This is a genomic window from Actinacidiphila sp. bgisy160 (genome assembly GCF_965342435.1).
In the GTDB taxonomy this organism is placed as follows: domain Bacteria; phylum Actinomycetota; class Actinomycetes; order Streptomycetales; family Streptomycetaceae; genus Actinacidiphila.
In genome coordinates, this window is the sequence record NZ_CBDRCM010000024.1 from 25,919 (window position 1) to 50,662 (window position 24,744).

Consider the following 24,744-nt stretch of genomic DNA (forward strand, 5'->3'; position numbering starts at 1 on the left):
CCACCATACGACCCCGGGTTGTCCGGTGTGGCGCCGACGTAGCGCGGAAGAAGACTGGTGTGATCGTCGACTGTGCCATTTACCGCGACGGGGAGCGCACCGCCGCCCCCGACGACCTGTCCGACGCGCTGCAGGCGGCGCGGTCGACGGACGGGGCGTTCGTGTGGATCGGCCTGTACGAGCCGACGCAGAAGGAGTTCGACCTCGTCAGCCGCGAGTTCGCGCTGCACCCGCTGGCCGTGGAGGACGCGCTCTGCGCCCACCAGCGGCCCAAACTGGAGGTGTACGAGGGCTCGCTGTTCCTGGTGCTCAAGCCGGTCTCGTACGACGACGAGCGGGACACGGTCACCGCGGGCGAGCTGATGATCTTCGTCGGGGAGGGCTTCGTCGTCACCGTGCGCCACGGCGAGGCGATCGCACCGGGTGAGATCCGGCACCGCCTGGAGGCGGAGCACGAGGTCCTCAAGCACGGGCCGACCGCGGTGATGTACGCCATCAGCGACACCGTGGTGGACGACTACATGGTCGTCGCGGCCGATCTCCAGGCCGGTCTGGAGGACCTGGAGACGGAGGTCTTCGCCCCGGAGAGCCGCAGGTCCGTCGCGCGCCGGGGCGCCGAGAGCACGGCGAGCCGGATCTACGGCTTCAAGCGCCAGCTGCTAGAGTTCCGGCGGGCGACCGCGCCCCTGATGCAGCCCATGATCAGGCTCTCGGCGGGCACGCTGCCGCATGTGGCGGCCGGCACCCAGCCCTTCTTCCGCGACGTGGCCGACCACCTGACCCGGGCCAACGAGCAGGTGGACAGCCTCGACCGGCTGCTCAGCGACGTCCTGAGCTCCCATCTGACCCAGGTGGGGGTGCGGCAGAACGACGACATGCGCAAGATCTCGGCGTGGGCGGCCATGGCGGCGGTGCCCACCATGATCGCGGGCATCTACGGCATGAACTTCCTGTACATGCCGGAGCTCCACCAGGTGTGGGGCTATCCGGCGGTCCTGTCGGTGATCGCCGTGTCGGAGATCCTGCTGTACCGGATGTTCAAAAGGCACGGCTGGCTCGGAGCGGTCTCCCGGCCCCGCGCCCGACGGGGGCGAGCGGCCGGGGGGCGGCTCAGAGGGCCGGTTCGGCCGCGGGCTCGGGGCCGCCGAGGGCGTCGCGGCGCTGGGGCATGGCGAGCCTGACCATCCGCCGCCAGCCGCCCAGGCGTTCGTACGCGTACGCCCCGTGGATCCCGGCCCGCAGCACCGCGGCCTTCGCCCGGGACCAGCCGAGGATCCGGCCCATGTGGTCCATGACGGCGAGGCTGACGTCGCGGTGGATGCGGATCTCGGCGTGGGCGCACTCACTCAGGACGCGCTCGATGACCGCGCCGTGGCCGGCCTCGGCGAAGCGCAGCAGCTCCTCGTGGCAGTAGGCGAGGTGGTTGTCCTCGTCGGCGGAGATCATGCGGACCGCCCTGCCGATGTCGGGGTGGTCCGCGAAGTACTTGGTGAGCAGGGCCATCTGTTCGGAGGCGCGCTGTTCCGTGACCCGGCTGTGGGCGAGGTAGGTGACGATGTCCTGCACGGTCAGGGCCTCGTCGCGGCGCAGTTTGTCGTGGGCGAGGCCGATGCCGCTGTGCTCGAGGAGCATGGTGTAGTCGGTGTCCGGGGGGACGGGGACGGGTTCGAGGCCGCGCTTGCGCATCAGGGCGTTGAAGATCCGGCCGTGCTTGTCCTCGTCGGCGCCGTGCCGGGCGATCTTGGGGGCCAGTTCACGCTGGGACTCGGGAACCAGGGCGGCGATCCTGCCGTTCTCCCAGCCGCCCTGCGACTCACCGCTGGCGGCGATCGAGCAGAACAGCCGGAAGGAGTCGTCGTTGTCGACGATCTCCTGGAACAGACTCCGGGCGGAGAGCATGACGTACCTCCTGCGCGAATCGGGCATACGCAAAAGACGAGTCAAGTCGCCCGCAAAGCATGAGGCAACAGGCCCGGGCGTCAACTCGGCCGAACGGATGAGGGCCGACCCGCCCCGGGCACGTAACCCCTGGCGCTTTCGGGCGTTGTGTTTGGTGACGGCCGTGGCGGGGAAGACCCCCGAGCCCCCACCACGGCCGCGGAAACCGAGGGGCCCCGCCGCCGGCCGAGTGCCCGTGATTTCATAGCCCCTCGGAGGGGTCACGACCAAGACATGTTCAGCAAGGCGACGCGCAGCCGGACGACGGCACGCCCCGGAGGCCCGGCGGGCTCGGACTGGGCCCCTTACGCACGCCTTGACGACGCGGCACGCGCCTACTTCCTCCACGCCGACGTGGCCCTCGACGCGATCGACGGCGTCCTGGGCCGGCGGCGGGTCCGCGGTTTCACCCTGGAACGCGTCGTCGACCTGACGGAGGCCGGCACCTCGGTGTGGCAGGAGGCCGCGGTCTGCGACGGCCGGCGGCTCATCCTGTGGCACAGCGAGGAGGTCGCCGACGAGGACGCGCCGGGCGGGCGGGTACTGGACTCCTCCGTGCAGGTGCTGCCCCTGGAGGCGATCGGCCACGTCGGCATGCGCACCCTGGTGGGCCGCGACGAGCAGGGCCGTCGGATCGACCGCGGGGTGTACGTGGTGCTGGCCACCGCCATGCCGCACGAACTGAGCGCGGTGCGCGGGGACGCCGACGGCGGGGTCGCCGCCGCCCGCTTCCGGCCGGAGTCCTTCCGGTTCAGCAAGTCCCTCGACGACGGCGGGGCCGGCCAGATAGCGCGCCTGATCGCCTTCGGGCGGATGATGGGGCGCCTGGTCCCGGGCTGAGCCGGGACCGGCGCCGGGGGTCCGCCGCCCCTACCCGGCGACTCCGGCGCGCTCCAGCGCCTCGACGCCCGCGCGCAGCGCCGCGACCCGCTCGTCCAGGGTGAACCCGGCCGGGGCCAGGGTCAGCGTGGTGACACCGGCGGCCGCGTAGGCCCGCATCCGGTCGGCGATCCGCTCCACGGAGCCCAGCAGGGTGGTGGAGTCGATGAGTTCGCGCGGGACCGCGGCGGCGGCGCCGGCCTTGTCGCCGGACAGGTACTTGTCCTGGATCTCGGCGGCCTCCTTCTCGTACCCCATGCGCTGCGCGAGCCGGTTGTAGAAGTTCTGCTTGCGGCTGCCCATGCCGCCCACGTACAGGGCGGTGTAGGGGCGGAAGAGGTCGGCCAGCGCGTCCACGTCCTCGCCGACGGCCAGCGGCACGGTCGGGCAGACGTCGAAGCCCTCCATGGTCTTCCCGGCCTTCTCCCGGCCCGCCCGGAGGTGGCGGATCGCGGTGTCCTCCAGGTGGGCGGCCGAGGGGAAGATGAGCAGCGCGCCGTCGGCGATCTCGCCGGCCTGCTCCAGGTTCTTCGGGCCGATGGCGGCGATGTACAGCGGGATGTGCTCGCGCACCGGGTGCACGGTCAGCTTCAGCGCCTTGCCGGGGCCGCCGGGCAGCGGCAGCGTCCAGTGCTCGCCCTCGTGGCTCAGCCGCTCCCGGGACATCGCCTTGCGGACGATCTCGACGTACTCGCGGGTGCGCGCCAGCGGCTTGTCGAACGTGACGCCGTACCAGCCCTCGGAGACCTGCGGGCCGGAGACGCCCAGGCCCAGCCGGAAGCGGCCGCCGGACAGGGAGTCCAGGGTGGCGGCGGTCATCGCCGTCATCGCGGGCGTACGGGCCGGGATCTGGAAGATGGCCGAACCGACGTCGATGCGCTCGGTCTGCGCGGCGACCCAGGACAGCACAGTGGGCGCGTCCGAGCCGTAGGCCTCGGCCGCCCAGCACACGGAGTAGCCGAGGCGGTCCGCCTCCTGCGCCACGGCGAGGTTGTCGGCGTCCATCCCGGCGCCCCAGTAGCCGAGGTTGATCCCGAGCCGCATGGCGATCCCCTTACCGATGAGTAACGTCCTTGTTCCCCGGACCTTATCGCTCCGGGCGCGCGCCGGCGCCTGTCGGGTACGTCACTCCTGCCCAAAGGTCCCGGACGACCAGTAATCTCACCCCTCATGGAGCAAAGGCACCTCGGCCGTACGGGACTGCGCGTGTCCAGGCTCGGGCTCGGCACGCTGACCTGGGGGCGCGACACCGGCGAACTGGACGCCGCCGACCAGCTCAAGGCCTTCTGGGAGGCCGGGGGCACGCTCGTGGACACCGCCGACGTGTACGGGGACGGCGGCGCCGAGTACCTCCTCGGCCGGCTGGTCGAGGACCTGGTGCCACGCTCGGACCTGGTGATCGCCACCAAGGCCGGCAGCGTGCCCGACCTCTACCGCCGCTTCGACGCCTCGCGCGGCCATCTGCTCGCCGCCCTGGACGCCTCCTTGCAGCGGCTCGGCACGGACTACGTCGACCTGTGGCAGGTGCACGCGTACGACGCGAGCACCCCGCTGGACGAGACGCTGCAGGCCCTCGACCTCGCCGTGAGCTCCGGCCGGGCCCGCTACGTCGGCGTGTCCAACTTCTGCGGCTGGCAACTGGCCAAGGCGGCCACCTGGCAGCAGGCCGTGCCGGCGCGCACACCGCTGGCCAGCACGCAGATGGAGTACTCGCTGCTGCAGCGCGGCATCGAGCGCGAGGTGCTGCCCGCCGCACTGGACCTGGGGGTGGGGCTGCTGCCCTCCTCGCCGCTGGGACGCGGGGTGCTGACCGGCAAGTACCGGCACGGGACCCCGCAGGACTCCCGCGGCGGCTCCGAGGAGATGGCGCCCTTCGTCGCGCCCTACCTCGACGACACGGCCCGGCTCATCGTGGACGCGCTGGCCATAGCGGCCGACGGACTGGCCGCCAGCCCGCTGCAGGTGGCCCTCGCCTGGGTGCGGGACCGCCCCGGCGTGACCGCGCCGATCGTCGGGGCGCGCAACGCCCGGCAGCTCGCCGCGGCGTTGTCGGTGGAGACCCTTAGTCTTCCCGATGAGATCTGCCAGGCGCTGGACGACGTCTCTGCGCCGGTGCACCGCTATCCGGACCACGACTGGAGCACGCTGTGATCGGGCCCCGACCGTAGTCCGCCGTACAACGGAGGCCACCGTGACCGAGGACCGCGACGACCGCGACAGCGAGGACCGCGCCGAGCCGGGTGAGGCTGCCGGCGAGGAGACCGCGGCTCCCCGGCGGCCCCGGCCGTCGACCGAGGGCGTCGGCTCGCAGCTCCCCGCCGAACTCACGGACCTGGCCGCCGCGGTCCGGGCGATCGAGCGCGGCGAGCGCCCCGCGGCGCCCGCGAGGACCGCTCCCACACGTCCCGCGGCCTCACGGCCCGCGGCAGCCCCCTCCCCCGCCCCGGCGCAGGCGCCGGCCCCTGGGGCGCGGCCCGTGCTGCCCGCGCAGCTCAGCGGGGACGCGGTGGCGGCCGCGCGGACGGTGCTCGCGGCGGGCGGGGCTCCGGAGAGCCTGGCCGAGGCCGCCGTGCTGGCGCTGGGCGAGCGTGCCGGCGAGGCGCTGCGCGAGGACCCGTGGCAGGTGCTGGCGCTCTCCGGGGTCCGCGTGGGCCAGGCCGACGGCTTCGCCAAGACGCTGCTCGGCGGCGAGGCCGGCCCCGACGACGAGCGGCGGGTGCGCGCGCTGGTCGTCTGGCTGCTGGAGCGGGCGGCGGAGCTGGGCCACACCGCGCTCGAGTGGGGCACGCTCGGCGCGGCCCTCGGGCGGAACGGGGTCACCGACGCCGAGGAGACCCTGAAGGCGGCCGTCGCGGACGGCCTGGTGCTGGTCTTCCACGTCCCGGACGAGAGCGCCGGTGCGCGTCCGGCGACCGGCGAGGAGGACGAGGAGGCGCCGGTGCGGCTGCTCCTCGGCCTGGACCGCTACGCGCTCGCCGAGGAGAGCCTCGCGGACGGCCTGAGCAGGCTCCTCAACACCTTCGAGGCGGACGAGTCGCAGGACTGGGAGGGCGCGGTCGGCGCGGCCCCGTCCCCGTCCGCCGCGGCGCTGGTCCGGGCGGTCGCCGGGAGCGGGCTGGTCGCCCACACCGGAGCGGAGGCGGCCCGGGCGGAACCGGCGGCCCTGGTGGCGGCCGCCAGGTCGCTGGGGCTGCGGGCCTGGGCCGTCGCGGCCACCGAGGACGGCAGGCGGCGGCTGGCCGAGCACGTGGACGCGGAGGCGACCGCCACCCTCGCCGGGCTGCTCGCGGGCCACGAGGGTCCCGGCCGGGACGAGGACGGCGCGCTGGCGCTGGACCTGCTGGCGGTGCTGGACGCACCCCAGCTCGACGTGGAGACGGCCGCGACCCTGGTCGAGTCCGTGCCCGACGGGGCGCGCCTGGTGCTCTCCGGGGATCCGGCGGTGCTGTGGTCCGCGGGGCCCGGCCGAGTCCTGGCCGACCTGCTGGCGGCGAAGGTGTGCCCCCAGGTCGCCTCGCGCACGCCCGACCCGGGTCCGGTCGGCGAGCTGGTCTCCGGGATCGGCTTCGGCGAGCTGGCCACCGTCGACGCCCCCGGGAAGGAAGTCGTGATCGTCCCCGTGCGGGACGCCGCCGAGGCCGTGCACCGCACGGTCCAGCTCGTCGTGGACTCCGTTCCCCGGGTCATCGGCGTGCCCCCGGAGCACACCCAAGTGATCACCGCGGGCCACGGTGGCGCCGCCGGCACCCGGGTGCTCAACGCCGCACTCAAGGAGCGTCTCAACCCCGGTCCCGGCCGCTTCGGCGGCTTCGACCCGGGTGACCGGATCGTCCACGCCCCGGCCACCGGGACGGCCGTGCCGGGCACCGTGGTCTCCGCCGACGCGGAAGGGCTGCGGCTGGACTGCGGAGGCAGGCCCTTGGTGGTCGCGCCCGACGCGGTGCCCACGGAGGTCCGGCACGGCTGGGCGGTCACGGCGAACCAGGCGGCGGGCCGCCGCTGGCCGGCCGTCGTCGTGGTCCTGCCGGGAGACACCGCGAAGACCCTGACCCGGGCCTGGGTCTACACCGCCTTCAGCCGCGGGGAACGCCATCTGTCCGTGGTGCAGGGCGTCGAGCAGGCGCTCGCCCACGCCGTGGCCGAGGTCCCCGCCCGGGAGCGGACCACGCGCCTGCGCGACATCCTGCGCGAGCAGGCGGCCGCCGCCGCGGCACAGTGATCCACGGCGCGGGCCCGGGGCGGCTCCCCGGGCTCGCGCAGGATCCGCGCCCCGCCGGATCAGGCCATCCGGTCGAGCCGGTCCGCGTCGGCCTCGTCGTCATAGACCGCGCTGACGTCGAAGCGGCAGAGCAGAAGCCGCGGGTCCGCCTGGTCGAAGGGCGCGGCGAGCCACTCGCCCGGCTCTGCGGGCTGCGCCGCGGTGACCCAGAGCGTGGAGTCGCCCTCCTCCAGACCGAACTCCTTGTGGCGCTCGGCGATCTCGTCGGGCTCGAACTCCCCGAAGAGGGCGCCCACCGCCGCGCCGATGCCGCCGCCGCTCTCGTCGGCGGCGGATTCGGAGACGCGTTCCGCCTGCCGGGTCAGCCGCTGGGGGTCGGCCACGGTGTAGTCCCGGCGGATCAGGACACTGATCGCGCCGGGTTCCCCGGGGCCGGAGTAGTCGGGGAGGGTGTCCCCGATCGGCACCTCGAAGGGGGTGACCTCGTCGTAGGTGTCGTAGAGCAGCTCGTCGTAGGCCTCGGCGGCCGAGGCGAGGGCCTCGAAGGCCCGGTGGACCGCGGGATCGTCCTCCCCGGTGCGGTTCTCGACCGCGTCCAGGTGGCGGTCCAGTGCGGCCTTCACCGCCTCGACGGCGGCTCGTACCTCGGCAACGGTGGGCTGCGCGGCATCAGACATGCAGAAGACGCTATCCGTACCGAGGCGTTCCCCGCACAATAGATGCGATGCCCGAATACGAATTCAGAGATGTGTACGTGCCGCGGGGAGTCTCCCGCAAGGAGGCTCATCGCCTGCTGACCGATCACGCCGAGTACGGTCACTGGGAGCTCGACCGGCTCCGCCTCTACCCGGACGGCAGCCGCAGGGTGCGGCTGCGCCGCCGTATCATCCGGCAGATACGCGCCACCTGGTGAGGTCGCCGGCATGCGGAACGGGGCCCCGCGAACCGCGGGGCCCCGCTCGAAGGGGTGAGACCGTGAGGCTCAGTTCCTGACCGCGCGGGCGCGGCGGAAGAGCACCGCGCCGCCCAGCAGGAGACCGGCGCTGGTCAGCAGGCCCGTGGCGATGTCGCCGGCACCGGTGCGGGCCAGGGACGGACCGCCGTGGCCCATCGACTGCGGCTGGTTGCCACGGCCGCCGCCACCGCCACCACCCTTGTTGTTGTTCTTGTTGTTGTTCTTGTTGTTCTCCTTGCCCGGCTTGTGGCGGTTGCCGTGGTTCTCGGGCTTGTGCGGGTGACCCTTGCCACCCTTGTGGTGGTGGTAGCCACCGGTGTTGGCGCAGGTGTTGCCCACCGCCGGGTTCAGGATCCCGACGATGTCGATCGTGTTGCCGCAGACGTTGACCGGGATGTTGACCGGCGCCTGGATCACGTTCCCGGACAGGACACCCGGGGAACCGACCGCCGCTGCACGCGCCGTGGCGCCGCCACCGTGACCGTGGCCGTAGCCGTCGTCACCGTAGCCGCCGTGGCTCTTGCCGCCGCCGTAGCTCTTGCTGCCGCCCTGGCCGTAGCCCTTGCCGCCGTAGCCGCCCTTGCCGCCACCCTGGCCATAGCCCTTGCCGCCGCCGTAGCCGCCGCTCTCCTTCTTCCCGTAGCCCTTGCCCTGGCCGTAGCCCTGGCCCTCGCCGCGGTCGATGGAGCCGTTGACGCAGGTGTTGCCCGCCGCCGAGTTGAGGAGCCCGATGACGTTGACGGTGTTGCCACAGGCGTTGATCGGAATGTTCACCGGCGCCTGGATGGTGTTGCCGGACAGTACGCCCGGAGAGCCGGCGGCGACCCCGGACGCGTGGGAGTCCGCGTAGGCCATACCGCCGGTGACGGCGAGCACGCCGCCTGTCGCGACTGCCGTGAGCAGCCCCTTTTTCGCGACTTGTCGCATTGAATGTCCCTGCCTCTTGCTTTTTCCGATACGGAAACCGGCGGACTGTCGCCCGCCGGGGGAATGAATGACCCCCCGGGGCCGGATGACCGGTGTCCCACCCCTAGCCGGTGCGGCGGCCCCGGAACGCGGAGATGGCGTATCCGGGGCCGCCGGGATCAGGCCTGCAGCAGTGCGGCCCGCCGCGACGTCAGTTGTTGAAGCAGGCGTTGCCCAGGGCCGGGTTCAGCAGCCCCACGATGTTGACCGTGTTGCCGCACAGGTTGACCGGGATGTTGACGGGCACCTGGATCACATTGCCGGAGAGGACCCCCGGGGAACCGACGGCGGCGGCCTGAGCGCCGGAGTCGGCGACGGCCACGCCGGCACCCGCAGCCACGAGCCCTCCGGTGACAGCGGCAGCAGCGACGACCTTCTTGATCATTTTTCCTCCTTGTTGGCAAAACGGCCCCAACCTCGGACCGCACACGAACCAACGACCAGGGAGGAGGCGCGCTACTGCCGCCAGGATTCATTCACTCTTTTCGGCTAAGCGGCAAGAAATGTCGATAATGCGAGCGTCGTTTCAGCAGTTCGCGAGGAAACGGTCGAGAACGCGCACGCCGAACTTCAGTCCGTCGACCGGCACCCGCTCGTCAACGCCGTGGAACATTCCGGCGAAATCGAGCTCCGGCGGCAGCTGCAGCGGCGCGAATCCGAAGCAGCGGATCCCCAGGTCGTCGAAGGACTTGGCGTCGGTCCCGCCGGACAGGCAGTACGGGACCGCGCGGGCGATCGGGTCCTCGGCCTTCAGCGCCGCCTGCATGGCCTCGACCAGGGCGCCGTCGAAGCTGGTCTCCAGCGCCTTGTCGGAGTGCACGTCCTCGCGCTTCACCCGGGGGCCGAGGATCCGGTCCACGTCGGCCAGGAACTCCTGCTCGTGCCCGGGCAGGAAGCGGCCGTCGACGTGCGCGGTGGCCTGTCCGGGGATGACGTTCACCTTGTAGCCGGCGCCCAGCATCGTGGGGGCCGCGGTGTTGCGCAGCGTGGCCCCGATGATCTTGGCGATGCCGCCCAGCTTGGCGAGCGTCGCGTCCATGTCCTCCGGGTCGAGCTCGGTACCGAGGGCGTCGCCCAACTCGTCCAGGAAACCGCGCACGGACTTGGTCACCCGCACCGGGAACTCGTGCCGGCCGAGCCGGCCGACCGCCTCGCACAGCTCCGTGATGGCGTTGTCGGTGTTGGTCATGGACCCGTGGCCGGCGGTGCCGTCCACGGTGAGCCGCATCCAGTGCATGCCCTTCTGGGCGGTCTCGATCAGGTACAGGCGGACGTCCTCGTTGACGGTGAAGGAGAAGCCGCCGACCTCGCCGATGGCCTCGGTCACACCCTCGAAGAGCCCGGGGTGCCGGTCGACCAGATGCCGCGCCCCGTAGACGCCGCCCGCCTCCTCGTCGGCGAGGAAGGCCAGCACGATGTCGCGGGGCGGCCGGCGGCCGCTGCGCAGCATGTCGCGTACGACGGCCAGGGTCATCGCGTCCATGTCCTTCATGTCGACCGCGCCGCGGCCCCACACGCACCCGTCGGCGATCTCGCCGGAGAAGGGGTGGTGGGTCCAGTCGTCCGCGTTCGCGGGCACGACGTCGGTGTGGCCGTGGATCAGCAGGGCCGGACGGGAGGGGTCCGCGCCGGCGATGCGGGCGACGGTGGAGGCGCGCCCCTTGTGCGACTCGAAGATCTGCGGCTCCAGGCCGACCTCGGCAAGCTTCTCCGCCACGTACTCGGCGGCGGCCCGCTCACCCGGCCCGGAGTGGTCGCCGTAGTTGCTGGTGTCGATCCGGATCAGGTCCCGGCAGAGGTCGACGACCTCGTCCTCTCCGGTGGTCGTACGGGCGGCCGAGCTCGACTCACTCACGGTGTCTCCTTCGTTCGTCGGTCCCGGCCATCCTCCCGCGCGGCCTCCGCGGCCCGCGAGGGCCCCTGGGCGGCCGGCGCGCTCCCGTCCCAGGAAGCGCGTGATCGGGGACCTCCGGATGTTTGCTATTGTTTTCCACGTCGCCGGGCCAAGTGCCGGGCGGCCGACACCTTGTCCGGGTGGCGGAATGGCAGACGCGCTAGCTTGAGGTGCTAGTGCCCTTTATCGGGCGTGGGGGTTCAAGTCCCCCCTCGGACACCACGCAAAAACCTGTGGGCGGCATGGCCGGGAGACCGGCGGTGCCGCCCACAGGCTTTTGCGGCGTGCTGCCGGTGGGCCGTCCCCGCGCCCGGGACGTCAGCCGCTCCTTCGGTTCGCCGGGCTGCTCGGGCCGCTGCGGCTTGCCCGCCCTGGCGCCCCGGGGCGGGCGGCGGCGGAGCGGCCGGGGACGAGGCGGGGCACGGGCTCCTGGACCTGATCCTGGACCGGGCGACGGCGCGCCGGCGCGTCGCCCGCCGCGGGGCCACTTCATGCCGGCGACGCTGGTGGAGTCCCAGTTCGCGGTCCTCGAACCCCTCGCGGCGGACGAGCCGGGCCTGCGGGTCGACGCGACGGCCGACCCCGCCGCCAACGCCGCCCGGCTCCTCGACGCGCTCGCCGAGCGGCGGCCCTGACGCAGCGGCGCACGCACACCGGACGACACCTGCTCCGCCGTCCCCGCCAGGGGGTGACGGGCGTTCGGCCGACTGGTCGCGCCCGGCATGACAGCACCGGCACTCCGGGGCAGCGTTGCCTTGGCACCGCTCTCCGCACAGACGAGGACGCTCACCATGGCAGATCTCCGGCGGCACGGCATTCGCGCCGGCGCCCTGTTCCTTCTGCTCGGCGCCGCGGGCTGCTCGGGCGTGACCCCCAAAGCGGTGGGCTCGGTGGTGTACACCACCCCCGACAACAAGGTGGTGCAGCTGAACAACCCGTCGGTGGACGGCTGCCACCAACTGCCGCCCACGGGTGCCAGGTCCATCGCGAACAACACGCTCAACGACGTGATCCTGCACACCGGTCCCGGCTGCGAGAACCTGGAGGGCACGGAGAGCTACTACCTGGCGACGAAGACCAGCAACCCGGGCATGCCCGACGCGGAGCCGTGGATGAGCTTCACCGTGGTCGGCGGGAACGCCTGACCGGCGGTCATCAGGGGCCGGACTCGGCGGCGTCCAGGGAGACGGGCACGGCCCGGACCGGTATCCGGCCGCCGGCAGGGCGTCCAGCCGTACGGACGGAATCCGGGGCGCCCCCGTCGCGGGCCGGGGGCAGGGGGTCGGGGCAGGGGCACGGGGGCCGCCCTCACGGGCACATCCACGGCCCGCACCCGACTCGCCGGGCCCTTGGGCCGGGCTGTTTGAGTCGCTCGGCGTATGCGCTGATGCCGGGAATCCGAGGGACCCGCAGGACGGTGACGGCGATGACCGTGGACGACCGGTGGAGATCCCCCGGCGAGCAGGCCTCGCGGCACGCGGCCCGCGAGATGCCCGTCACGGCCGCGACGACGCCGGACGTGGCGCTCGTCCGGCCGGAGGCTGCCCGCCGCCGAGCGGCGGCAAGGGCGGGATGTCCGGCCCCTGCGGTAGCAGTTCGGCCACCGCGAAGGCGACGACGACCGCGAGCACCACGACGGGCACCGACTCGATGTTGCCGAGCAGGAGCACCACGAGGACCACGCTGCTCACCGGCAGGCGCATCGCGGCGGCGGTGGCCGCCGCCATGCCCGCCGCCATCGCCGGGACGACCCCGAAACCCGGTAGCGGGGCGGCCAGGAGACCGGCGGCGCCGCCGAGGAAGAGCGAGGGGAAGACCGGGCCGCCGCGCAGGCTGCCCAGGCAGAGCGCGTAGCCGGCGCCCTTGCAGAGCAGCACCGCGACCAGGGCGCCGGCCGGCCAGGCGTGCGGGTCGGCGGCCATCTGCGACAGCACCGCCTGCCCGGAGGAGGCGACCTCCTCCGGTGTCCGGCCGGTGGCCAGCGCGTACACGGCGGCGCAGGCGCCGACGGCGAGTGCGCAGAGCACGATGTGCGGCAGCGGCCGCCGGGAGACGAACGCCGCGGTGGCCTTGCCGCCGGTGACCGTCTGGTGCACGGCCGTCCCGACCACCAGGGCGAGCAGCACGCCCCACACCACATCGCCCGCGTCGAGCGTGGGCGCGCGGGGCAGGCCGATGTCGAGATGAGACGTCTTCAGCCCCGTCCAGCGGCCGAAGCCGGTGAACACGATGCCGCCCACGCCGCAGGCGAGCAGGGCCGGCAGCATCACCGCGAACAGCTGGGGCCCGCCGACCCCGGCCACCTCCATCAGGAGCACCGCGGCCACCACCGGGTTGCCGAAGATCGTGGCGATCGCCGCCGCGGAACCGGCCGCGCCGAGCAGCGCGCTGCTCTGCGGGGTCGCCGGCGAGCGGACCATGTCGCGGAAGAGCAGCGCCAGTCCGCCGCCGAAGGCGATGAGCGGGGCCTCGGGGCCGAGCACCGCGCCCAGCGGCAGGCCCGCCAGGGCGGCGAGGACCACGCCGGGCAGGGCGGACGGGGTGAGCCCGCCGGTGTGCAGGCCGCCGGCCGGGATGTGGCCGCCGCGGCCCGGCATACGGGTGACGACCAGGCCCACGATCGCACCGGCGAGGGTGAGCAGCGGCAGCGGCCACCACCACGCAGGGGCCTGCAGGCCGAACCGCCCGGGCAGCACCTCCCACAGCAGCCGCTCGAGTTGGTCGAGCGCGACCAGGAACCAGAAGGCCAGGACGGACACCGGGATGCCGATCACCGCGGAGAACACGAGCGTCCTGCGGTACTCCGGACGGCGCAGTAGTTCGCGCAGCTGGTCGGCTTCCTGAGGCTGGTTCCCGGAATGGCTGATCGCCGGCCTCCTCGCTCGCGAATGGGGCGGAACGGGTGATGTCCGGCGAGACTACCGACGCGGGGCCGCACAGCGGCGCAGGCCACGCTGGACGTTAGGGTGAGCCGACCGCGCGAGGAAGCGCGGCCCCGACGTATCTGGAGGTGCCATGGCCGCCCCCACCTGGGTCGCCGTGCCGGACGACTCCCCCTTCGGCGTCCACAATCTGCCGTACGGGGTGTTCACCACGGCGGACCGTCCGCGGGAACGCCGGATCGGCGTCGCGATCGGAGACCACGTGCTCGACGCGGGCGCCGCCGCGCGCGCCGCCGGAGCCGGAACGGCCGGGCCGGAGGCCGGGCTGCTGACGGCGCCCACGCTCAACCCGCTGCTGGCGGCCGGGCGTTCGTCCTGGACGGCGGTTCGGTCGATGATCAGCGCCTGGCTGACGGACGAGGCCCACCGGGCGGCCGTCGAACCGCATCTGCTGCCGCGCGACTCCGTCACGCTCCATCTCGCCTTCGACGTCGCGGACTACGTCGACTTCTACGCCTCCGAGCACCACGCCACGAACGTCGGCCGGATCTTCCGCCCGGACGGGGAGCCGTTGCCCCCCAACTGGAAGCACCTGCCCATCGGTTACCACGGCCGCAGCGGCACGGTCGTCGTCTCGGGGACGCCGGTGGTGCGTCCCCACGGGCAGCGCAGGGGCGCCGGCCTGTCCGCTCCGTCCTTCGGGCCGTGCGAGCGGCTGGACTTCGAGGCCGAACTCGGCTTCGTCGTCGGCGGCCCGACGGCGCAGGGCGAGCCGGTGCCGCTGGCGGCGGCCGAGGAGCACGTCTTCGGGGTCTGCCTGCTCAACGACTGGTCGGCCCGGGACATCCAGGCCTGGGAGACCGTGCCGCTCGGGCCGTTCCTCGGGAAGTCCTTCGCGACCTCCGTCTCGCCGTGGATCGTCCCCCTCGACGCGCTGTCGGCGGCCCGCGTCGACCCGCCACCGCACGACGTGGGAATCCTGCCCTACCTGGACGACCGGGGCGCGGGGACGCCGCCGCGCGGGCTCGACATCGCCGTGGAGGTCCGGCTGCGGGGCGAGGTCGTCTCCCGTCCGCCGTTCTCCACCATGTACTGGACGTACGCCCAGATGCTCACCCACATGACCGTGAACGGCGCCTCGTTGCGAGCGGGCGACCTCTTCGGCTCGGGTACCGTCAGCGGCCCGCGGCGCGAGCAGCGGGGCGCGCTGATCGAGCTGACGTGGAACGGCGAGGAGCCGCTGGTGCTGGCGGACGGCACGAAGCGGACGTTCCTGGAGGACGGTGACGAGCTCGTCATCTCGGCGACCGCCCCCGGTCCCGGCGGCACCCGCATCGGCTTCGGCGAGGTCGCGGGCCGCGTGGTGGCGGGACCGGTACCCGTGTGAATTGACCTGCTCAGGGGTCTGTCCGAGTCCCGGCTCGGCGTGATCTCCTACGCCTGACGGCGCGGCGTCCGGCCACGGCACGCCGCGCCGTCGCGTACGCGAGCACGCCCGTCCGCCCCGAAACGACCCGGACCCGCAGGGGAGCCATGTCCGAGACGCTGCCCTCCGCACCCGCCGAGGACGCCGGCCGCGCGTCCGCCCCACCGCTGCCCCGGCGGGTGCGGATCGGTTACGGCCTGGGCTCGCTGGGCACCGGCACCTTCGGCACGGTGCCGGGCCTGATCCTGCTCTACTACCTCACCAATGTGCTGGCCGTCCCGGCGGCGGTGGCGGGCGCGGCCGTCTTCCTGCCCAAGGCGTGGGACGTACTGATCAACCCCCTGGTGGGCGCGGCCGCCGACCGCAGCCGCCTGCAGGGCGGTTCGCGGCGGCCGTTCCTGCTGGCCGGGGCGCTCACGCTGCCGCCGCTGTTCGCGCTGGTCTTCGCGGCGCCGCCGTTGCGCGGGGCCGCCGCCGCGGGCTACGTGGCGGCGCTCTTCCTGCTGGCCGCCACCGCCTATGCCGTCTTCCAGGTGCCGTACGTGACGATGCCCGCCGAGATGACGGAGGACCCGCACGAGCGCGCCCGGGTGCTGGGCTGGCGCGTGGGCTTCCTCGGCGTGGCGATCCTGCTGTCGGGGGCGCTGGCCCCGGCGGTCGCCCACGAGCGGGGCGACACCCCCGCGAGCTACCGGCTGATGGGGGTGCTGGTGGCGGTGCTGCTGCTGGCGGGGACGCTCGGCGCCTGGCATTTCACCCGGCACGCCCCGTCGGTCGCCCGCAGCGAGTCGGAGCCGTCGCTGTGGGCGCAGTTGGCGGCTGCCCGGGACAACCGGCCGTTCCTCTTCCTGGTGGGGATGTGGACGCTGCAGGCCCTCGCCGTGGGGATCATGCTGGCCGGGGTCCAGTACTTCGCGACGTACACCCTCGGCGCGGCGAAGGCCGTCACCCCGCTGTTCGTCTGCATGATCGGCCCGCTGGTGCTGGTGATGCCGCTGTGGAGCCGGCTGGCCCGGGCGCGCGGAGTGAAGTACGCGCAGTGGTGCGCCTCGCTGCTCTTCGTCGTCGCCGCCGCCCTGCTCGCCCTCACCCCTTACGCGGGGCCGGAGCTCGGCTACCCGGCGGTCTCGGCCGTCGGGATCGCCTACGCCGGACTGCAGTTGCTGCCGCTGACCATGCTCGCCGACACCCTCGCCGCGGACGCGGTCCGCACGGGGCGGCGCCGGGCTGCCACCTTCACCGGGCTGTGGACGGCCGCCGAAACCCTGGCGTTCGCGCTGGGCGCCGGGGCCTTCGCACTGGTGCTGGCGGTGAGCGGGTTCCGTTCCTCGGACGCCGCGCACCACGCCGACCAGCCGGACTCGGCGCTGACCGGCATCACCGCAGGCATGAGCGTGCTGCCCGCGGTGCTCGCCGCCACCAGCCTGTGGCTGCTCCACCGCTACCGGGAGGACACGGCCGGCCCCGGCCCGCACACCACCGGCCCGCACACCACCGCCCGCACCGACCCGCCCGAGGACGCCGACGACCATGCCCACTGAGCCCGCTCCCTCACCCGCCCTCCCCCAGGGCCGCCCCGCCGACGAGGTGCTGGCGCGGCTGCGCGAGCTGCGCGCGCAGGACGCCCCCACCCGCGGCGGCCGCACCTTCGCGTACGTCTACGACTCCGGGCTGTCCGGCGTGGACGAGCTGGCCGCATCGGCGTACGCGGCGTTCGCCACCGTCAACGGGCTGGACATGACGGTCTTCCCCAGCGTCGCACGGCTGGAGAACGACCTGGTCGCCGCCGCCGTGGCGCTGCTCGGCGCGCCCGGCGCCCAGGGCACCTTCACCAGCGGCGGCACCGAGTCGATCCTGCTGGCCGTCAAGACCGCCCGCGACCACGCACGTGCGGTGCGCGGGGTGACCGCGCCCCAGCTGGTCCTGCCCTCCACCGCGCACGCCGCCTTCCACAAGGCCGCCGCCTACCTGGGTCTGGATACCGTGGTGGTGCCGGTGGACCGGGACACGCTGCGGGCCGACGCGGCGGCCGTGGCGGCCGCGATCACCGACCGCACGGCGCTGGTCGTCGCCTCGGCCCCCTCGTACGCCCATGGGGTGGTCGACCCGGTGACGGAGATCGCCGCCGCGGCCGCAGGGCGCGGCGTGCTCTGCCACGTCGACGCGTGCATCGGCGGCTGGCTGCTGCCCTACCTGCGGCGCACCGGGCGGGACGTGCCGGCCTTCGACCTGTCGGTGCCCGGGGTGACCTCGCTCTCGGTGGACCTGCACAAGTACGGCTACGCCGACAAGGGCGCCTCCGTGGTGCTCTACCGGGACGCCGAGCTGCGCCGCCACCAGTACTTCGCGCACGCGGGCTGGCCGGGGTACCCCGTGGTCAACCCGACGGTGCAGGGCACCAAGTCGGCCGGGCTGCTCGCCCAGGCGTGGGCCGTGCAGCGGCACATCGGGGAGGACGGCTACCGCGCACTGGCCGAGCGCACCGCCGCGGCCGCCGACCGGCTGCTGCCGGGGCTGCGCGCCGTCGAGGGGGTGCGGGTGCTCGGCGATCCCCAGGCCGGGCTCGTCGCGTTCACCCTGCTCGGCGCCGACGGCACGCCGGACCTGAGCCTGCTGCTCCACCTCGCCGACGAGATGCGCGAACGCGGCTGGTACCTGCAGCCGCAGCTGTCCTTCGACGGGCTGCCGCCCAACCTGCACCTGACCCTGACCCCCGCGTCGGCCGGTCTGGTCGACGCGCTCCTCACCGATCTGGACGCGGCGCTGAGGGCGGCGCGCGCCCTGGAGCCGGTGGGCGTGGACCCGGTGGTCGCCGAGTTCGCGGCGGGGCTCGACCCGGACACCCTGGGTCCTGAGGAGGTGGAGGCGGTACTGGCCTTCGCCGGCATGGGCGGGGACACCGGCCTGCCGCGCCGGATGGCCCCGGTGCTGGCGCTGCTGGACGCACTGCCCGTACCGCTCAAGGAGCGGTTGCTGACGGAATTCGTCGGCGCGGTCTTCCGCGTCTGACGACGCGCGCGGCCTGGGTCGGCCGGGGGCGGCACGTACGCCTCGGCGGGGTCCGCGAGACCGGCCAGGCCGAGCCGGCCGCGGCGGCGGCACGGAAAGCGACGCGGACGCCGAGGCGTGCAGGCCTCTCGGAACCGGCCGGACCAGCCACCACCGCGTACGCGAAGTCCGGCTGCAACGGCAGCGTGACGTCGGTGCCCCCCGCGAGGGCGAGGTCGGCGCCGACGATGGGCGTGTGCACGGTGCCGGGCGAGGCGGCGCCGTCCAGCTCGCCGAGGACCACCGTGGCGGTGAGACCGCCACCGCCGTGGAGCACCGGCAGGTCGGCGTGGTGCTCGAAGGCGGGCTCGCGGTGCCGGGCCGCGTCCGGGAGGGCGACCCACAGTTGGGCGCCGTGCAGGAGGCGGGCGTGCTCGCGCGGGGATTCCTCCGAGTGGGCGATGCCCCGGCCGGAGGTCATCAGGCCCAGTTCCCTCGGCCGCACGGTCTGCAGGCTGCCGAGGGTGTCGCGGTGCAGCACCTCGCCCTCGTGGAGCCAGCTGACGGTCTGCAGCCCGATGTGCGGGTGCGGGGGCACCTGCATGCCGGGCTGGTCGGCGATGTCGTCGGGGCCGTAGTGGTCGACGAAGCACCAGGCGCCGACCATGCGGCGCCCGAGGTTGGGCAGCAGACGGCGTACGACGCTGCTCTCGCCGAGCGGGACGAGGCGTCCGGTGAGGAGGTCGTGGACGGGCCGCGCGGACACGTCCTCGCGCCCGCCGCACGTGGCGGGCACGGGATGGACATCGAGGTTGCTCATGGCGCGATCATGCCTCGCGGCGCTGCCCGGGGACGAGCACCGCGGGGATGTCGGCCTCCAGCCCGCGCAGGTACTCGCCCAGCCCCTTGGCCTGGGGGTCGGGGCGGGTGGAGGCGGCGACGCCGTCGCCGAGCAGGCCGTGGACGACGAAGTTCAGGGCGCGCAGGTTGGGCAGTTCGTAGCGGCTGACGGGGAGCTTGGTGGTCTCCGGCAGCAGGGCACGCAGCCGTTCGACGTCCAGCCACGCGCGCAGCCAGGTGTAGGCGGCGTCGTCGCGGGTCCACAATCCGACGTTGGCGTCGCCGCCCTTGTCGCCGGAGCGGGCGCCGACGAGCAGGCCCAGCGGTGCGCGCACGGTGGGGCCGCCCGCGGGGCGGGCGGGCGGGGCCGGGGACTGCGCGGGGACGCGCACCGACGTGACGGGCGGGCGCGGGACGGGGATGCGGGTGCCGTCGTGCAGCACGACCTCGGGGTGGACGACCGCGGCGGGGACGAGGGCCGGCCAGTGGACGCCGTACTCCGTCGGCCGTGGCGAGAAGTGCTCCATGTGCAGCCCGGGTGCGGTGGACAGGCCCGTGCCGACGACGGCGCCGAACAGGGAGCGGCCGACCTTGTCCTTGTCGGGGTCCTTGACCGTGAGGGTGAGCCGGGCGCCGGTGGCGGTGGGCTCGGTGCGGACGTCGTACGTCTCGAAGCCGGACGGGCCGCCGGTCGCGTCGAGCAGGGACGCCTCGGCGAACCGGGCCTTGGCCTCGATGTCGGGCCCGGTGAGCACGAAGGTGGCCGAATTCCGGTAGCCGCCGAAGTGGTTGAGGCAGACCTTGAGGGTGTCGGGGGCGGGCTCGCCGCGGGCGCCGCTGACCAGGACCCGGTCGGGCCCCTCCTGCTCCAGGGTCACGGTGTCGAAGCGGGCGACGACGTCGGGGTTGAGGTAGGAGGGGCGGTCGATCTCGTACAGCAGCTGGGCGGTGACGGTGTCGACGGTGACCGCTCCCCCGGTGTCCTGGTGCTTGGTGATGACGGCGGAGCCGTCGGGCCGCAGCTCGGCGATGGGGAAGCCGGGGCGCACGGGCCGTTGGATCTCGGTGAAGAAGGAGTAGTTGCCGCCCGTGGCCTGGGCCCCGCACTCGATGATGTGCCCGGCGGTGACCGCGCCGGCGAGCCGGTCCCAGGCGTCGGTGGCCCAGTCGAAGGCCCAGGCGGCGGGACCGACCACCAGGGAGGCGTCGGTGACGCGGCCGCAGATGACGACGTCGGCCCCGGCGCGCAGGGCCTCGGTGATGCCCCAGGCGCCGAGGTAGGCGTTGGCGGTGAGCGGGCGCACGCCGGCGTCGGCGAGCGGGAGACCGCCGGCCAGGTGGGCGAACGGGTGGCCCTCACGCTGGAGTTCGGGCAGCCGGTCGAGCAGGTCGTCGCCCTCCAGGTGGGCGACGGAGGGGTTCAGACCCGCCAGGGCGGCCAGCTCGCGGAGCTTGCCGGCCAGCCCGGCGGGGTTGAGTCCGCCCGCGTTGACGACGATCTTGATGCCGCGGTCCAGGCAGGTGGCCAGGACGTCGCCCATCTGGGCGAGGAAGGACAGGGCGTAGCCGGCCTCGGGGTCGCGCTGCCGGGCCTTCCAGAGCAGCAGCATCGTCAGCTCGGCGAGGTAGTCGCCGGTCAGTACGTCGATCGGGCCGCCCTCGACCATCTCGCGGGCGGCCGACAGGCGGTCGCCGTAGAAGCCGGAGCAGTTGGCGATGCGCAGGGTCTCACGTCGCTGGGTCATGTCCCTCGCCGTCAGCGGTGTCGGTGTTCAGATGTGGGTGGGGATGGTGCGCGGGGTTCAGGCGGCCGTCGCGCGCAGCGACTCGACGTGGCGGCGGATCTCCCCCGGTGAGAGGTAGATGTCGGTGACCTCGAAGTCCTTCAGCGCGGCCGGCCTGCGGGCCTGGAACCCGGTGCGGACGAAGTCGTCGCCGGCGACGGCGTTGAGGAACCAGCCCGCGGCGGCGCGGAAGCGCGCGGGGAAGGTGCGCAGCGCGCCGAGGTGGTAGCCGCGGGCGACGACCTGGGCGGGGAGGCCGCTGAGCGGGACGCCGAGGGGCTTGGAGACCGCCTCGATCCCGCCGAGGTCCACCACGAGCCCGAGGTCCCGGTGCCGGTAGGGCTGCGGGGGGCGGCCGTGCAGCGTGGCGACCACGTTCTCGGCGACGGTCTTGCCCTGCCGGAGGGCGTGCTGGGCGGTGGGCGGGCAGACCGCGTCGCCGCCCACCGCGAGGTCGGGGACCGCGGCCGAGTCGCCGAGGGCGAATACCCCGTCGGCGCCGGGGACGCGCATCTCGGCGTCGGTGACGAGCCGGCCCTGGGCGATCTCGGTGCCGAGGGTGTTCACCAGCGGGCTGGACACGACGCCGGCGGTCCAGATCAGGGTGCGGCACGGCAGCTTGCGGCCGTCGGTGAAGGTGACGGTGTCGGGGGTGACCTCGGCGACGGAGACGCCGAGCGAGACCTCCACGCCGCGCTCGCGGACGATCTGCAGCGCCTTCAGGCCGAGCTTCTCGCCGAGTTCCGGCATCAGGCGGGGCGCGATGTCGATCAGGTGCCACTTGATCATGGCCGGGTCGAGGCGCGGGTAGCGCTTGACCGCCGCGGTCGTCAGCCGCTGCAGCACGGCGGCCGTCTCGGTGCCCGCGTAGCCGCCGCCGACCACCACGAACTGCAGGCGGGACTCCCGCTCGGCCTGGTCCGTGGTGGCGGACGCCAGGTCCAGTTGCGCGATGACGTGGTCGCGGATGTACGCGGCCTCCGCGAGGGTCTTCATGCCGCGGCCGTGCTTGGTGAGGCCCGGGATGTCGAAGGTGCGGGTCACGCTGCCGGGGGCCAGCACGAGGTAGTCGTACGGCTCCACGAGCTCCTCGTCGGTGATCTTCTTGATCACGACGGCCTTGGCGGCCGGGTCGACCCCGATCGCCCGGCCGGGTATGACGGTGGTGCGGTGCAGCATCCGGCGCAGCGGGACCGCGACCGCCTGCGGGGTGAGCACCCCGGCGGCGACGTGCGGCAGCAGGGGCAGGTAGAGCTGGTGGCTCCAGGGCGTGACCAGGTGGATCTCGGCCTCGTCGTGGTTCAGCCGCCGTTCCAGCCGGTGCGCGCACTCCATGCCCGCGAAGCCGCCGCCGACGACCAGGATCCTGGGTCGCTTCATCACTCGCCTCCCGTAGGACCGTTCGGGGCCCGATTCCCTACCCGCGGCGTGTGCGGATACGCCTTCGGCCACGCTCGCACACGCCTCGTCGCGGCGCGAACGGAGCGGCGGCGGCCGCGTGCGGCACGCTACCGGCCCCGGCGTGCGGAAATGAAGGGGCACGGAGGGCGGGCCCCGGCTGTCCGGGCGCGGGTCAGCCCGCCGGTCGCGCCGCCGCCCGGGACGTGACGCGGCAGCGGGCCGGTCCGCGGGCCTGGAGGGTGATGCCGGCGCCGAGCGGGACGTCCTGGTCGAGGGCGGTCAGTGCGTGGCCGCGCAGCAGCACGGCGAGGGCGAGCACGCACTCCGGCCACCTGCCGGGCGCTCGGGGGGGGCGCGCAGACCCGGTAAGCCGGCGCTGAAGCGGACGAGGTCCCCGTGGTCGTGCCGCGCGCGCTCGTACGTGTCGAGGGGCTCGCGCAGCAGTTCGATCACCGACCCGGGCGGCGGCATCCCGCCGGGCCCGGCACCTTCGTGTGAGCGGTCGTCACGCGTCGCTTCCGTGCGCGGTCCGCCGGCGCCGGGAGCGGTGCCGGGGAGCTTGGCCGGAACCCGCCGCGGGGCCGATCATGTGCCCACGGACACCATGGGCACCAGGACGGACGGGGAGGCACCATGCAGGACGCTCCGCGCTCGGCGGACGAGCTGCTGGACATCGTGGACGAGCAGGACCGGGTGGTCGGCCGGACGACGCGCGGCGAGGCCACCGCGCGCGGCCTGCGGCACCGCTGCGTCTTCGTCCTGGCCAGGGACGGCGAGGGGCGCGTTTTCGTGCACCGCCGCACCGCGGGGAAGCTGGTCTTCCCCTCCCTCCACGACATGTTCGTCGGCGGTGTGGTGGGCGCGGGCGAGCGGTACGACGACGCGGCACTGCGCGAGGCGGAGGAGGAACTGGGGGTGTGCGGTCTGCCGCGCCCGACGCCGCTGTTCAGCTTCCTGTACGAGGGCACGGGGGCGGCGGCCGGTCACACCTGGTGGTCCCGGGTGTACGAGGTGCGCTGCGATCCGCCGGTGTCGCCGCAGGCCGAGGAGGTCGCCTGGCACGGCTTCGTGACGGAGGAGGAACTGGAACGCCTCCTGCCGGAGCGGGAATGGGTGCCCGACGGCCTGGAGGCGTGGCAGCGGCTGCGCGACTGGCGACGACGAAGGTGACGCTGATCAGCAGCGCCCAGGCGCCGAACTTGGCGAGGGAGACCGGCACCCAGCCGTGCTGCTGGTCGGGGTAGCGCCAGGCGCCGACGTAGGTGGCGGCGTTCTCCGCGACCCAGAGGAAGAAGCCGATGAGGACGAAGGAGAGCGCCAGTGGCATCCGCAGGCGCGCCCCGTCGACCGTGAAGTGCACCCAGGTGCCCGCCGTGGCCCACAGCAGAGCGACGGCCAGCAGCCACCGCGCGTCGGGCAGCCAGTGGTGGGTGAAGAAGTTGAGGTACACCGCCGCGGCCAGGATCGTCATGGCCCGGCGGCGGTAACCGGTCAGGCCCAGTTCGAACAGCCGCCAGGCGGCGCACACGTAGCTGCCGACGGCGGCGTAGAGGAAGCCTCCGTACAGCGGGACGCCGCCGAACTTGGTCAGCGCGGGTTCGGGGTAGCTCCAGGAGCCCAGGTGCACCTTGACGAATTCGAAGAGCAGCCCGACGGCGTGGCACACCGCGATGACCGCGACGTCACTGCCGCGTTCCCAGCCGCAGGCCCAGAACAGCGCGCTGAGCGCCACCCCGTAGCACAGCAGCAGGTCGTAGCGGGCGACGGGCAGCGGTGGCAGCAGCCGTGAGCCGGCCACGCCCGCCAGGAGCGCGACGGCGAAGGCGCAGCAGCGCGCCTCCGTCCAGCCGAAGAGCACGAGCCTGCGGATGCCGGTGACGATCGGTCCCATGGGGAGGGGGACATCGCCGCCCGCCGCCCCGGTTCCGCGCGCGAGGCGGCGGGAGGCGGCGGGAGGCGGCGGGATCAGTCGAGGGAGCGCAGGGCGGTCCCGACGGCGTCCTCGACGAACGCCCGGCCGAGGCGGGCCCGGCCCACGACGCGCAGGCCCTGCACGAAGGTGGTGAGGAAGCGGGCGAGCTCCACCGGGTCCTTGCCGGCGGAGATCTCCCCCCTGGCCTTCGCCTTCTCCAGGGCCGCCGCGAGGGCGGACTCCAGCAGGCGCAGGGTGACCGTGACACGGTCCACGGTGCCGGGGTCGTCGCCGCGCTCCGTGGCGGCGTTGACCAGCAGGCAGCCCCGTTCCGGGTCCGCCAGGTCGTCCTCGACCATCTGCGTCAGGGCGGTGCGGACGGCGGGGCGGATCTCGTCGGCGTTCTCCAGGAGTTCGACGAGTCCGCCGGCGTACCGGGAGCAGTAACGCTCCAGGGCGCGGGCGTACAGCTTGTCCTTGGAGCCGAAGGCGGCGTAGAGGCTGCCGCTGCCGATGGAGAGCTCGGCCAGCAGGTCCTGGAGCGACGTCGCCGCGTAGCCGCGGCGCCAGAACAGGTCCATCGCACGGTCGAGCGCCTGGTCGATGTCGAACTCCCTGGTGCGCGCCATGGCGCGAGCCTACCATTTCTGGATCAATTGA

General features: G+C 73.7%; 23 protein-coding genes, 1 tRNA gene and 1 pseudogene. 12 read left to right on the forward strand and 13 right to left on the reverse strand.

Annotated features, from left to right (window positions below; genetic code table 11):
• Window positions 1-59: 59 nt before the first annotated feature.
• A complete protein-coding gene (locus ACRWNP_RS19885) occupies window positions 60-1,181 on the forward strand; it encodes a magnesium and cobalt transport protein CorA (protein ID WP_431963159.1) in 1,122 nt (373 codons plus the stop codon).
• Here the strand turns inward: ACRWNP_RS19885 and ACRWNP_RS19890 are convergent.
• On the reverse strand, window positions 1,111-1,899 hold the full coding sequence (locus ACRWNP_RS19890; protein ID WP_431963161.1) for a ferritin-like domain-containing protein: 789 nt from the start codon (window positions 1,897-1,899) through the stop codon (window positions 1,111-1,113). The genes ACRWNP_RS19885 and ACRWNP_RS19890 overlap by 71 nt on opposite strands.
• 273 nt (window positions 1,900-2,172) lie before the next feature.
• Between ACRWNP_RS19890 and ACRWNP_RS19895 the strand changes: the two genes are divergently transcribed.
• Window positions 2,173-2,778, forward strand: coding sequence for a hypothetical protein (locus ACRWNP_RS19895; protein ID WP_431963163.1), 606 nt, complete (start codon window positions 2,173-2,175; stop codon window positions 2,776-2,778).
• Window positions 2,779-2,808: 30 nt separating this feature from the next.
• Here the strand turns inward: ACRWNP_RS19895 and ACRWNP_RS19900 are convergent, their stop codons facing one another.
• A complete protein-coding gene (locus ACRWNP_RS19900) occupies window positions 2,809-3,861 on the reverse strand; it encodes an LLM class F420-dependent oxidoreductase (RefSeq protein WP_431963165.1) in 1,053 nt (350 codons plus the stop codon).
• Window positions 3,862-3,987: 126 nt separating this feature from the next.
• Between ACRWNP_RS19900 and ACRWNP_RS19905 the strand changes: the two genes are divergently transcribed.
• Entirely contained in the window at window positions 3,988-4,968 is a 981-nt protein-coding gene (locus tag ACRWNP_RS19905) for an aldo/keto reductase (protein WP_431963167.1), read from the forward strand.
• Complete coding sequence (locus ACRWNP_RS19910) at window positions 4,892-7,036, forward strand: helix-hairpin-helix domain-containing protein (protein ID WP_431963169.1); 2,145 nt, start codon at window positions 4,892-4,894, stop codon at window positions 7,034-7,036. Before ACRWNP_RS19905 ends, ACRWNP_RS19910 begins: the two co-directional genes overlap by 77 nt.
• Before the next feature lie 59 nt (window positions 7,037-7,095).
• On the opposite strand, the gene ACRWNP_RS19915 is transcribed toward ACRWNP_RS19910, so the two are convergent.
• The gene (locus ACRWNP_RS19915; RefSeq protein ID WP_431963171.1) at window positions 7,096-7,713 is read right to left on the reverse strand and encodes a hypothetical protein; all 618 of its coding nucleotides are present in this window, start codon (window positions 7,711-7,713) and stop codon (window positions 7,096-7,098) included.
• 47 nt (window positions 7,714-7,760) lie between these two features.
• Between ACRWNP_RS19915 and ACRWNP_RS19920 the strand changes: the two genes are divergently transcribed.
• Window positions 7,761-7,949, forward strand: a complete 189-nt coding sequence (locus ACRWNP_RS19920; protein ID WP_319133625.1) for a DUF5703 family protein — start codon at window positions 7,761-7,763, stop codon at window positions 7,947-7,949.
• A gap of 69 nt (window positions 7,950-8,018) precedes the next feature.
• On the opposite strand, the gene ACRWNP_RS19925 is transcribed toward ACRWNP_RS19920, so the two are convergent.
• From ACRWNP_RS19925 to ACRWNP_RS19935, 3 genes are all read right to left on the reverse strand, one after another.
• On the reverse strand, window positions 8,019-8,918 hold the full coding sequence (locus ACRWNP_RS19925; RefSeq protein WP_431963173.1) for a chaplin: 900 nt from the start codon (window positions 8,916-8,918) through the stop codon (window positions 8,019-8,021).
• 190 nt (window positions 8,919-9,108) lie between these two features.
• Window positions 9,109-9,342, reverse strand: a complete 234-nt coding sequence (locus ACRWNP_RS19930) for a chaplin (protein WP_431963175.1) — start codon at window positions 9,340-9,342, stop codon at window positions 9,109-9,111.
• A gap of 141 nt (window positions 9,343-9,483) precedes the next feature.
• Window positions 9,484-10,812 (reverse strand): M20/M25/M40 family metallo-hydrolase, encoded by a 1,329-nt coding sequence (locus ACRWNP_RS19935; RefSeq protein WP_431963177.1) that lies wholly within the window; start codon window positions 10,810-10,812, stop codon window positions 9,484-9,486.
• A gap of 173 nt (window positions 10,813-10,985) precedes the next feature.
• Here ACRWNP_RS19935 and ACRWNP_RS19940 point away from each other — a divergent pair.
• The 3 genes from ACRWNP_RS19940 (at window position 10,986) to ACRWNP_RS19950 (ending at window position 11,996) form a co-directional block, all read left to right on the forward strand.
• Window positions 10,986-11,073 (forward strand) — tRNA-Leu (locus tag ACRWNP_RS19940).
• Window positions 11,074-11,342: 269 nt separating this feature from the next.
• Window positions 11,343-11,486, forward strand: coding sequence for a hypothetical protein (locus ACRWNP_RS19945; RefSeq protein ID WP_431963179.1), 144 nt, complete (start codon window positions 11,343-11,345; stop codon window positions 11,484-11,486).
• Between the two features lie 156 nt (window positions 11,487-11,642).
• On the forward strand, window positions 11,643-11,996 hold the full coding sequence (locus ACRWNP_RS19950; protein WP_431963181.1) for a hypothetical protein: 354 nt from the start codon (window positions 11,643-11,645) through the stop codon (window positions 11,994-11,996).
• 351 nt (window positions 11,997-12,347) lie between these two features.
• Here ACRWNP_RS19950 and ACRWNP_RS19955 read toward each other — a convergent pair whose 3' ends face one another.
• Window positions 12,348-13,637 carry a chloride channel protein gene (locus ACRWNP_RS19955; RefSeq protein WP_431963183.1) on the reverse strand — a complete coding sequence of 430 codons (1,290 nt, stop codon included), beginning with the start codon at window positions 13,635-13,637 and terminating at the stop codon, window positions 12,348-12,350.
• A gap of 229 nt (window positions 13,638-13,866) precedes the next feature.
• Here ACRWNP_RS19955 and fahA point away from each other — a divergent pair, with 229 nt between their 5' ends.
• The 3 genes from fahA to ACRWNP_RS19970 all read left to right on the forward strand — a co-directional run bounded on the left by fahA (window position 13,867) and on the right by ACRWNP_RS19970 (window position 18,168).
• Window positions 13,867-15,120 (forward strand): fumarylacetoacetase, encoded by a 1,254-nt coding sequence (fahA, locus tag ACRWNP_RS19960; RefSeq protein WP_431963185.1) that lies wholly within the window; start codon window positions 13,867-13,869, stop codon window positions 15,118-15,120.
• Window positions 15,121-15,266: 146 nt separating this feature from the next.
• Window positions 15,267-16,700 carry an MFS transporter gene (locus ACRWNP_RS19965; RefSeq protein WP_431963187.1) on the forward strand — a complete coding sequence of 478 codons (1,434 nt, stop codon included), beginning with the start codon at window positions 15,267-15,269 and terminating at the stop codon, window positions 16,698-16,700.
• Complete coding sequence (locus ACRWNP_RS19970) at window positions 16,690-18,168, forward strand: pyridoxal phosphate-dependent decarboxylase family protein (protein WP_431963189.1); 1,479 nt, start codon at window positions 16,690-16,692, stop codon at window positions 18,166-18,168. Before ACRWNP_RS19965 ends, ACRWNP_RS19970 begins: the two co-directional genes overlap by 11 nt.
• On the opposite strand, the gene ACRWNP_RS19975 is transcribed toward ACRWNP_RS19970, so the two are convergent.
• The 4 genes from ACRWNP_RS19975 to ACRWNP_RS19990 form a co-directional block, all read right to left on the reverse strand.
• The gene (locus tag ACRWNP_RS19975) at window positions 18,119-18,967 is read right to left on the reverse strand and encodes a pirin family protein (protein ID WP_431963191.1); all 849 of its coding nucleotides are present in this window, start codon (window positions 18,965-18,967) and stop codon (window positions 18,119-18,121) included. The two genes, ACRWNP_RS19970 and ACRWNP_RS19975, sit on opposite strands and share 50 nt — an antisense overlap.
• 7 nt (window positions 18,968-18,974) lie before the next feature.
• Window positions 18,975-20,732 carry an acyclic terpene utilization AtuA family protein gene (locus tag ACRWNP_RS19980; protein WP_431963193.1) on the reverse strand — a complete coding sequence of 586 codons (1,758 nt, stop codon included), beginning with the start codon at window positions 20,730-20,732 and terminating at the stop codon, window positions 18,975-18,977.
• A 57-nt stretch (window positions 20,733-20,789) separates the two neighbouring features.
• A complete protein-coding gene (locus ACRWNP_RS19985) occupies window positions 20,790-22,151 on the reverse strand; it encodes an NAD(P)/FAD-dependent oxidoreductase (protein WP_431963195.1) in 1,362 nt (453 codons plus the stop codon).
• Window positions 22,152-22,344: 193 nt separating this feature from the next.
• Window positions 22,345-22,491, reverse strand: a complete 147-nt coding sequence (locus ACRWNP_RS19990; protein ID WP_431963197.1) for a hypothetical protein — start codon at window positions 22,489-22,491, stop codon at window positions 22,345-22,347.
• Window positions 22,492-22,805: 314 nt separating this feature from the next.
• On the opposite strand from ACRWNP_RS19990, the gene ACRWNP_RS19995 reads away from it, so the two are divergent.
• Window positions 22,806-23,342, forward strand: a complete 537-nt coding sequence (locus ACRWNP_RS19995; protein ID WP_431963199.1) for an NUDIX hydrolase — start codon at window positions 22,806-22,808, stop codon at window positions 23,340-23,342.
• 52 nt (window positions 23,343-23,394) lie between these two features.
• Here ACRWNP_RS19995 and ACRWNP_RS20000 read toward each other — a convergent pair.
• Both ACRWNP_RS20000 and ACRWNP_RS20005 read right to left on the reverse strand, forming a co-directional pair.
• Window positions 23,395-24,063: pseudogene (locus tag ACRWNP_RS20000) on the reverse strand (DUF817 domain-containing protein); the annotation flags it as partial.
• Window positions 24,064-24,137: 74 nt separating this feature from the next.
• Window positions 24,138-24,713 carry a TetR/AcrR family transcriptional regulator gene (locus ACRWNP_RS20005; protein ID WP_431963201.1) on the reverse strand — a complete coding sequence of 192 codons (576 nt, stop codon included), beginning with the start codon at window positions 24,711-24,713 and terminating at the stop codon, window positions 24,138-24,140.
• Window positions 24,714-24,744: the final 31 nt, after the last annotated feature.

Excerpts from the sequence above, each read along its gene's own strand:
- ACRWNP_RS19890 (WP_431963161.1), bottom strand. The coding sequence starts at position 1,899 with ATGCTCTCCGCCCGGAGTCTGTTCCAGGAGATCGTCGACAACGACGAC.
- ACRWNP_RS19985 (WP_431963195.1), bottom strand. The coding sequence starts at position 22,151 with ATGAAGCGACCCAGGATCCTGGTCGTCGGCGGCGGCTTCGCGGGCATG.
- ACRWNP_RS19970 (WP_431963189.1), top strand. The coding sequence starts at position 16,690 with ATGCCCACTGAGCCCGCTCCCTCACCCGCCCTCCCCCAGGGCCGCCCC.
- ACRWNP_RS19920 (WP_319133625.1), top strand. The coding sequence starts at position 7,761 with ATGCCCGAATACGAATTCAGAGATGTGTACGTGCCGCGGGGAGTCTCC.
- ACRWNP_RS19925 (WP_431963173.1), bottom strand. The coding sequence starts at position 8,918 with ATGCGACAAGTCGCGAAAAAGGGGCTGCTCACGGCAGTCGCGACAGGC.
- ACRWNP_RS19900 (WP_431963165.1), bottom strand. The coding sequence starts at position 3,861 with ATGCGGCTCGGGATCAACCTCGGCTACTGGGGCGCCGGGATGGACGCC.
- ACRWNP_RS19910 (WP_431963169.1), top strand. The coding sequence starts at position 4,892 with ATGAGATCTGCCAGGCGCTGGACGACGTCTCTGCGCCGGTGCACCGCT.
- ACRWNP_RS19945 (WP_431963179.1), top strand. The coding sequence starts at position 11,343 with ATGCCGGCGACGCTGGTGGAGTCCCAGTTCGCGGTCCTCGAACCCCTC.
- ACRWNP_RS19915 (WP_431963171.1), bottom strand. The coding sequence starts at position 7,713 with ATGTCTGATGCCGCGCAGCCCACCGTTGCCGAGGTACGAGCCGCCGTC.
- ACRWNP_RS20005 (WP_431963201.1), bottom strand. The coding sequence starts at position 24,713 with ATGGCGCGCACCAGGGAGTTCGACATCGACCAGGCGCTCGACCGTGCG.
- ACRWNP_RS19895 (WP_431963163.1), top strand. The coding sequence starts at position 2,173 with ATGTTCAGCAAGGCGACGCGCAGCCGGACGACGGCACGCCCCGGAGGC.
- ACRWNP_RS19930 (WP_431963175.1), bottom strand. The coding sequence starts at position 9,342 with ATGATCAAGAAGGTCGTCGCTGCTGCCGCTGTCACCGGAGGGCTCGTG.
- ACRWNP_RS19965 (WP_431963187.1), top strand. The coding sequence starts at position 15,267 with ATGTCCGAGACGCTGCCCTCCGCACCCGCCGAGGACGCCGGCCGCGCG.
- ACRWNP_RS19950 (WP_431963181.1), top strand. The coding sequence starts at position 11,643 with ATGGCAGATCTCCGGCGGCACGGCATTCGCGCCGGCGCCCTGTTCCTT.
- ACRWNP_RS19995 (WP_431963199.1), top strand. The coding sequence starts at position 22,806 with ATGCAGGACGCTCCGCGCTCGGCGGACGAGCTGCTGGACATCGTGGAC.
- ACRWNP_RS19975 (WP_431963191.1), bottom strand. The coding sequence starts at position 18,967 with ATGAGCAACCTCGATGTCCATCCCGTGCCCGCCACGTGCGGCGGGCGC.
- fahA (WP_431963185.1), top strand. The coding sequence starts at position 13,867 with ATGGCCGCCCCCACCTGGGTCGCCGTGCCGGACGACTCCCCCTTCGGC.
- ACRWNP_RS19905 (WP_431963167.1), top strand. The coding sequence starts at position 3,988 with ATGGAGCAAAGGCACCTCGGCCGTACGGGACTGCGCGTGTCCAGGCTC.
- ACRWNP_RS19980 (WP_431963193.1), bottom strand. The coding sequence starts at position 20,732 with ATGACCCAGCGACGTGAGACCCTGCGCATCGCCAACTGCTCCGGCTTC.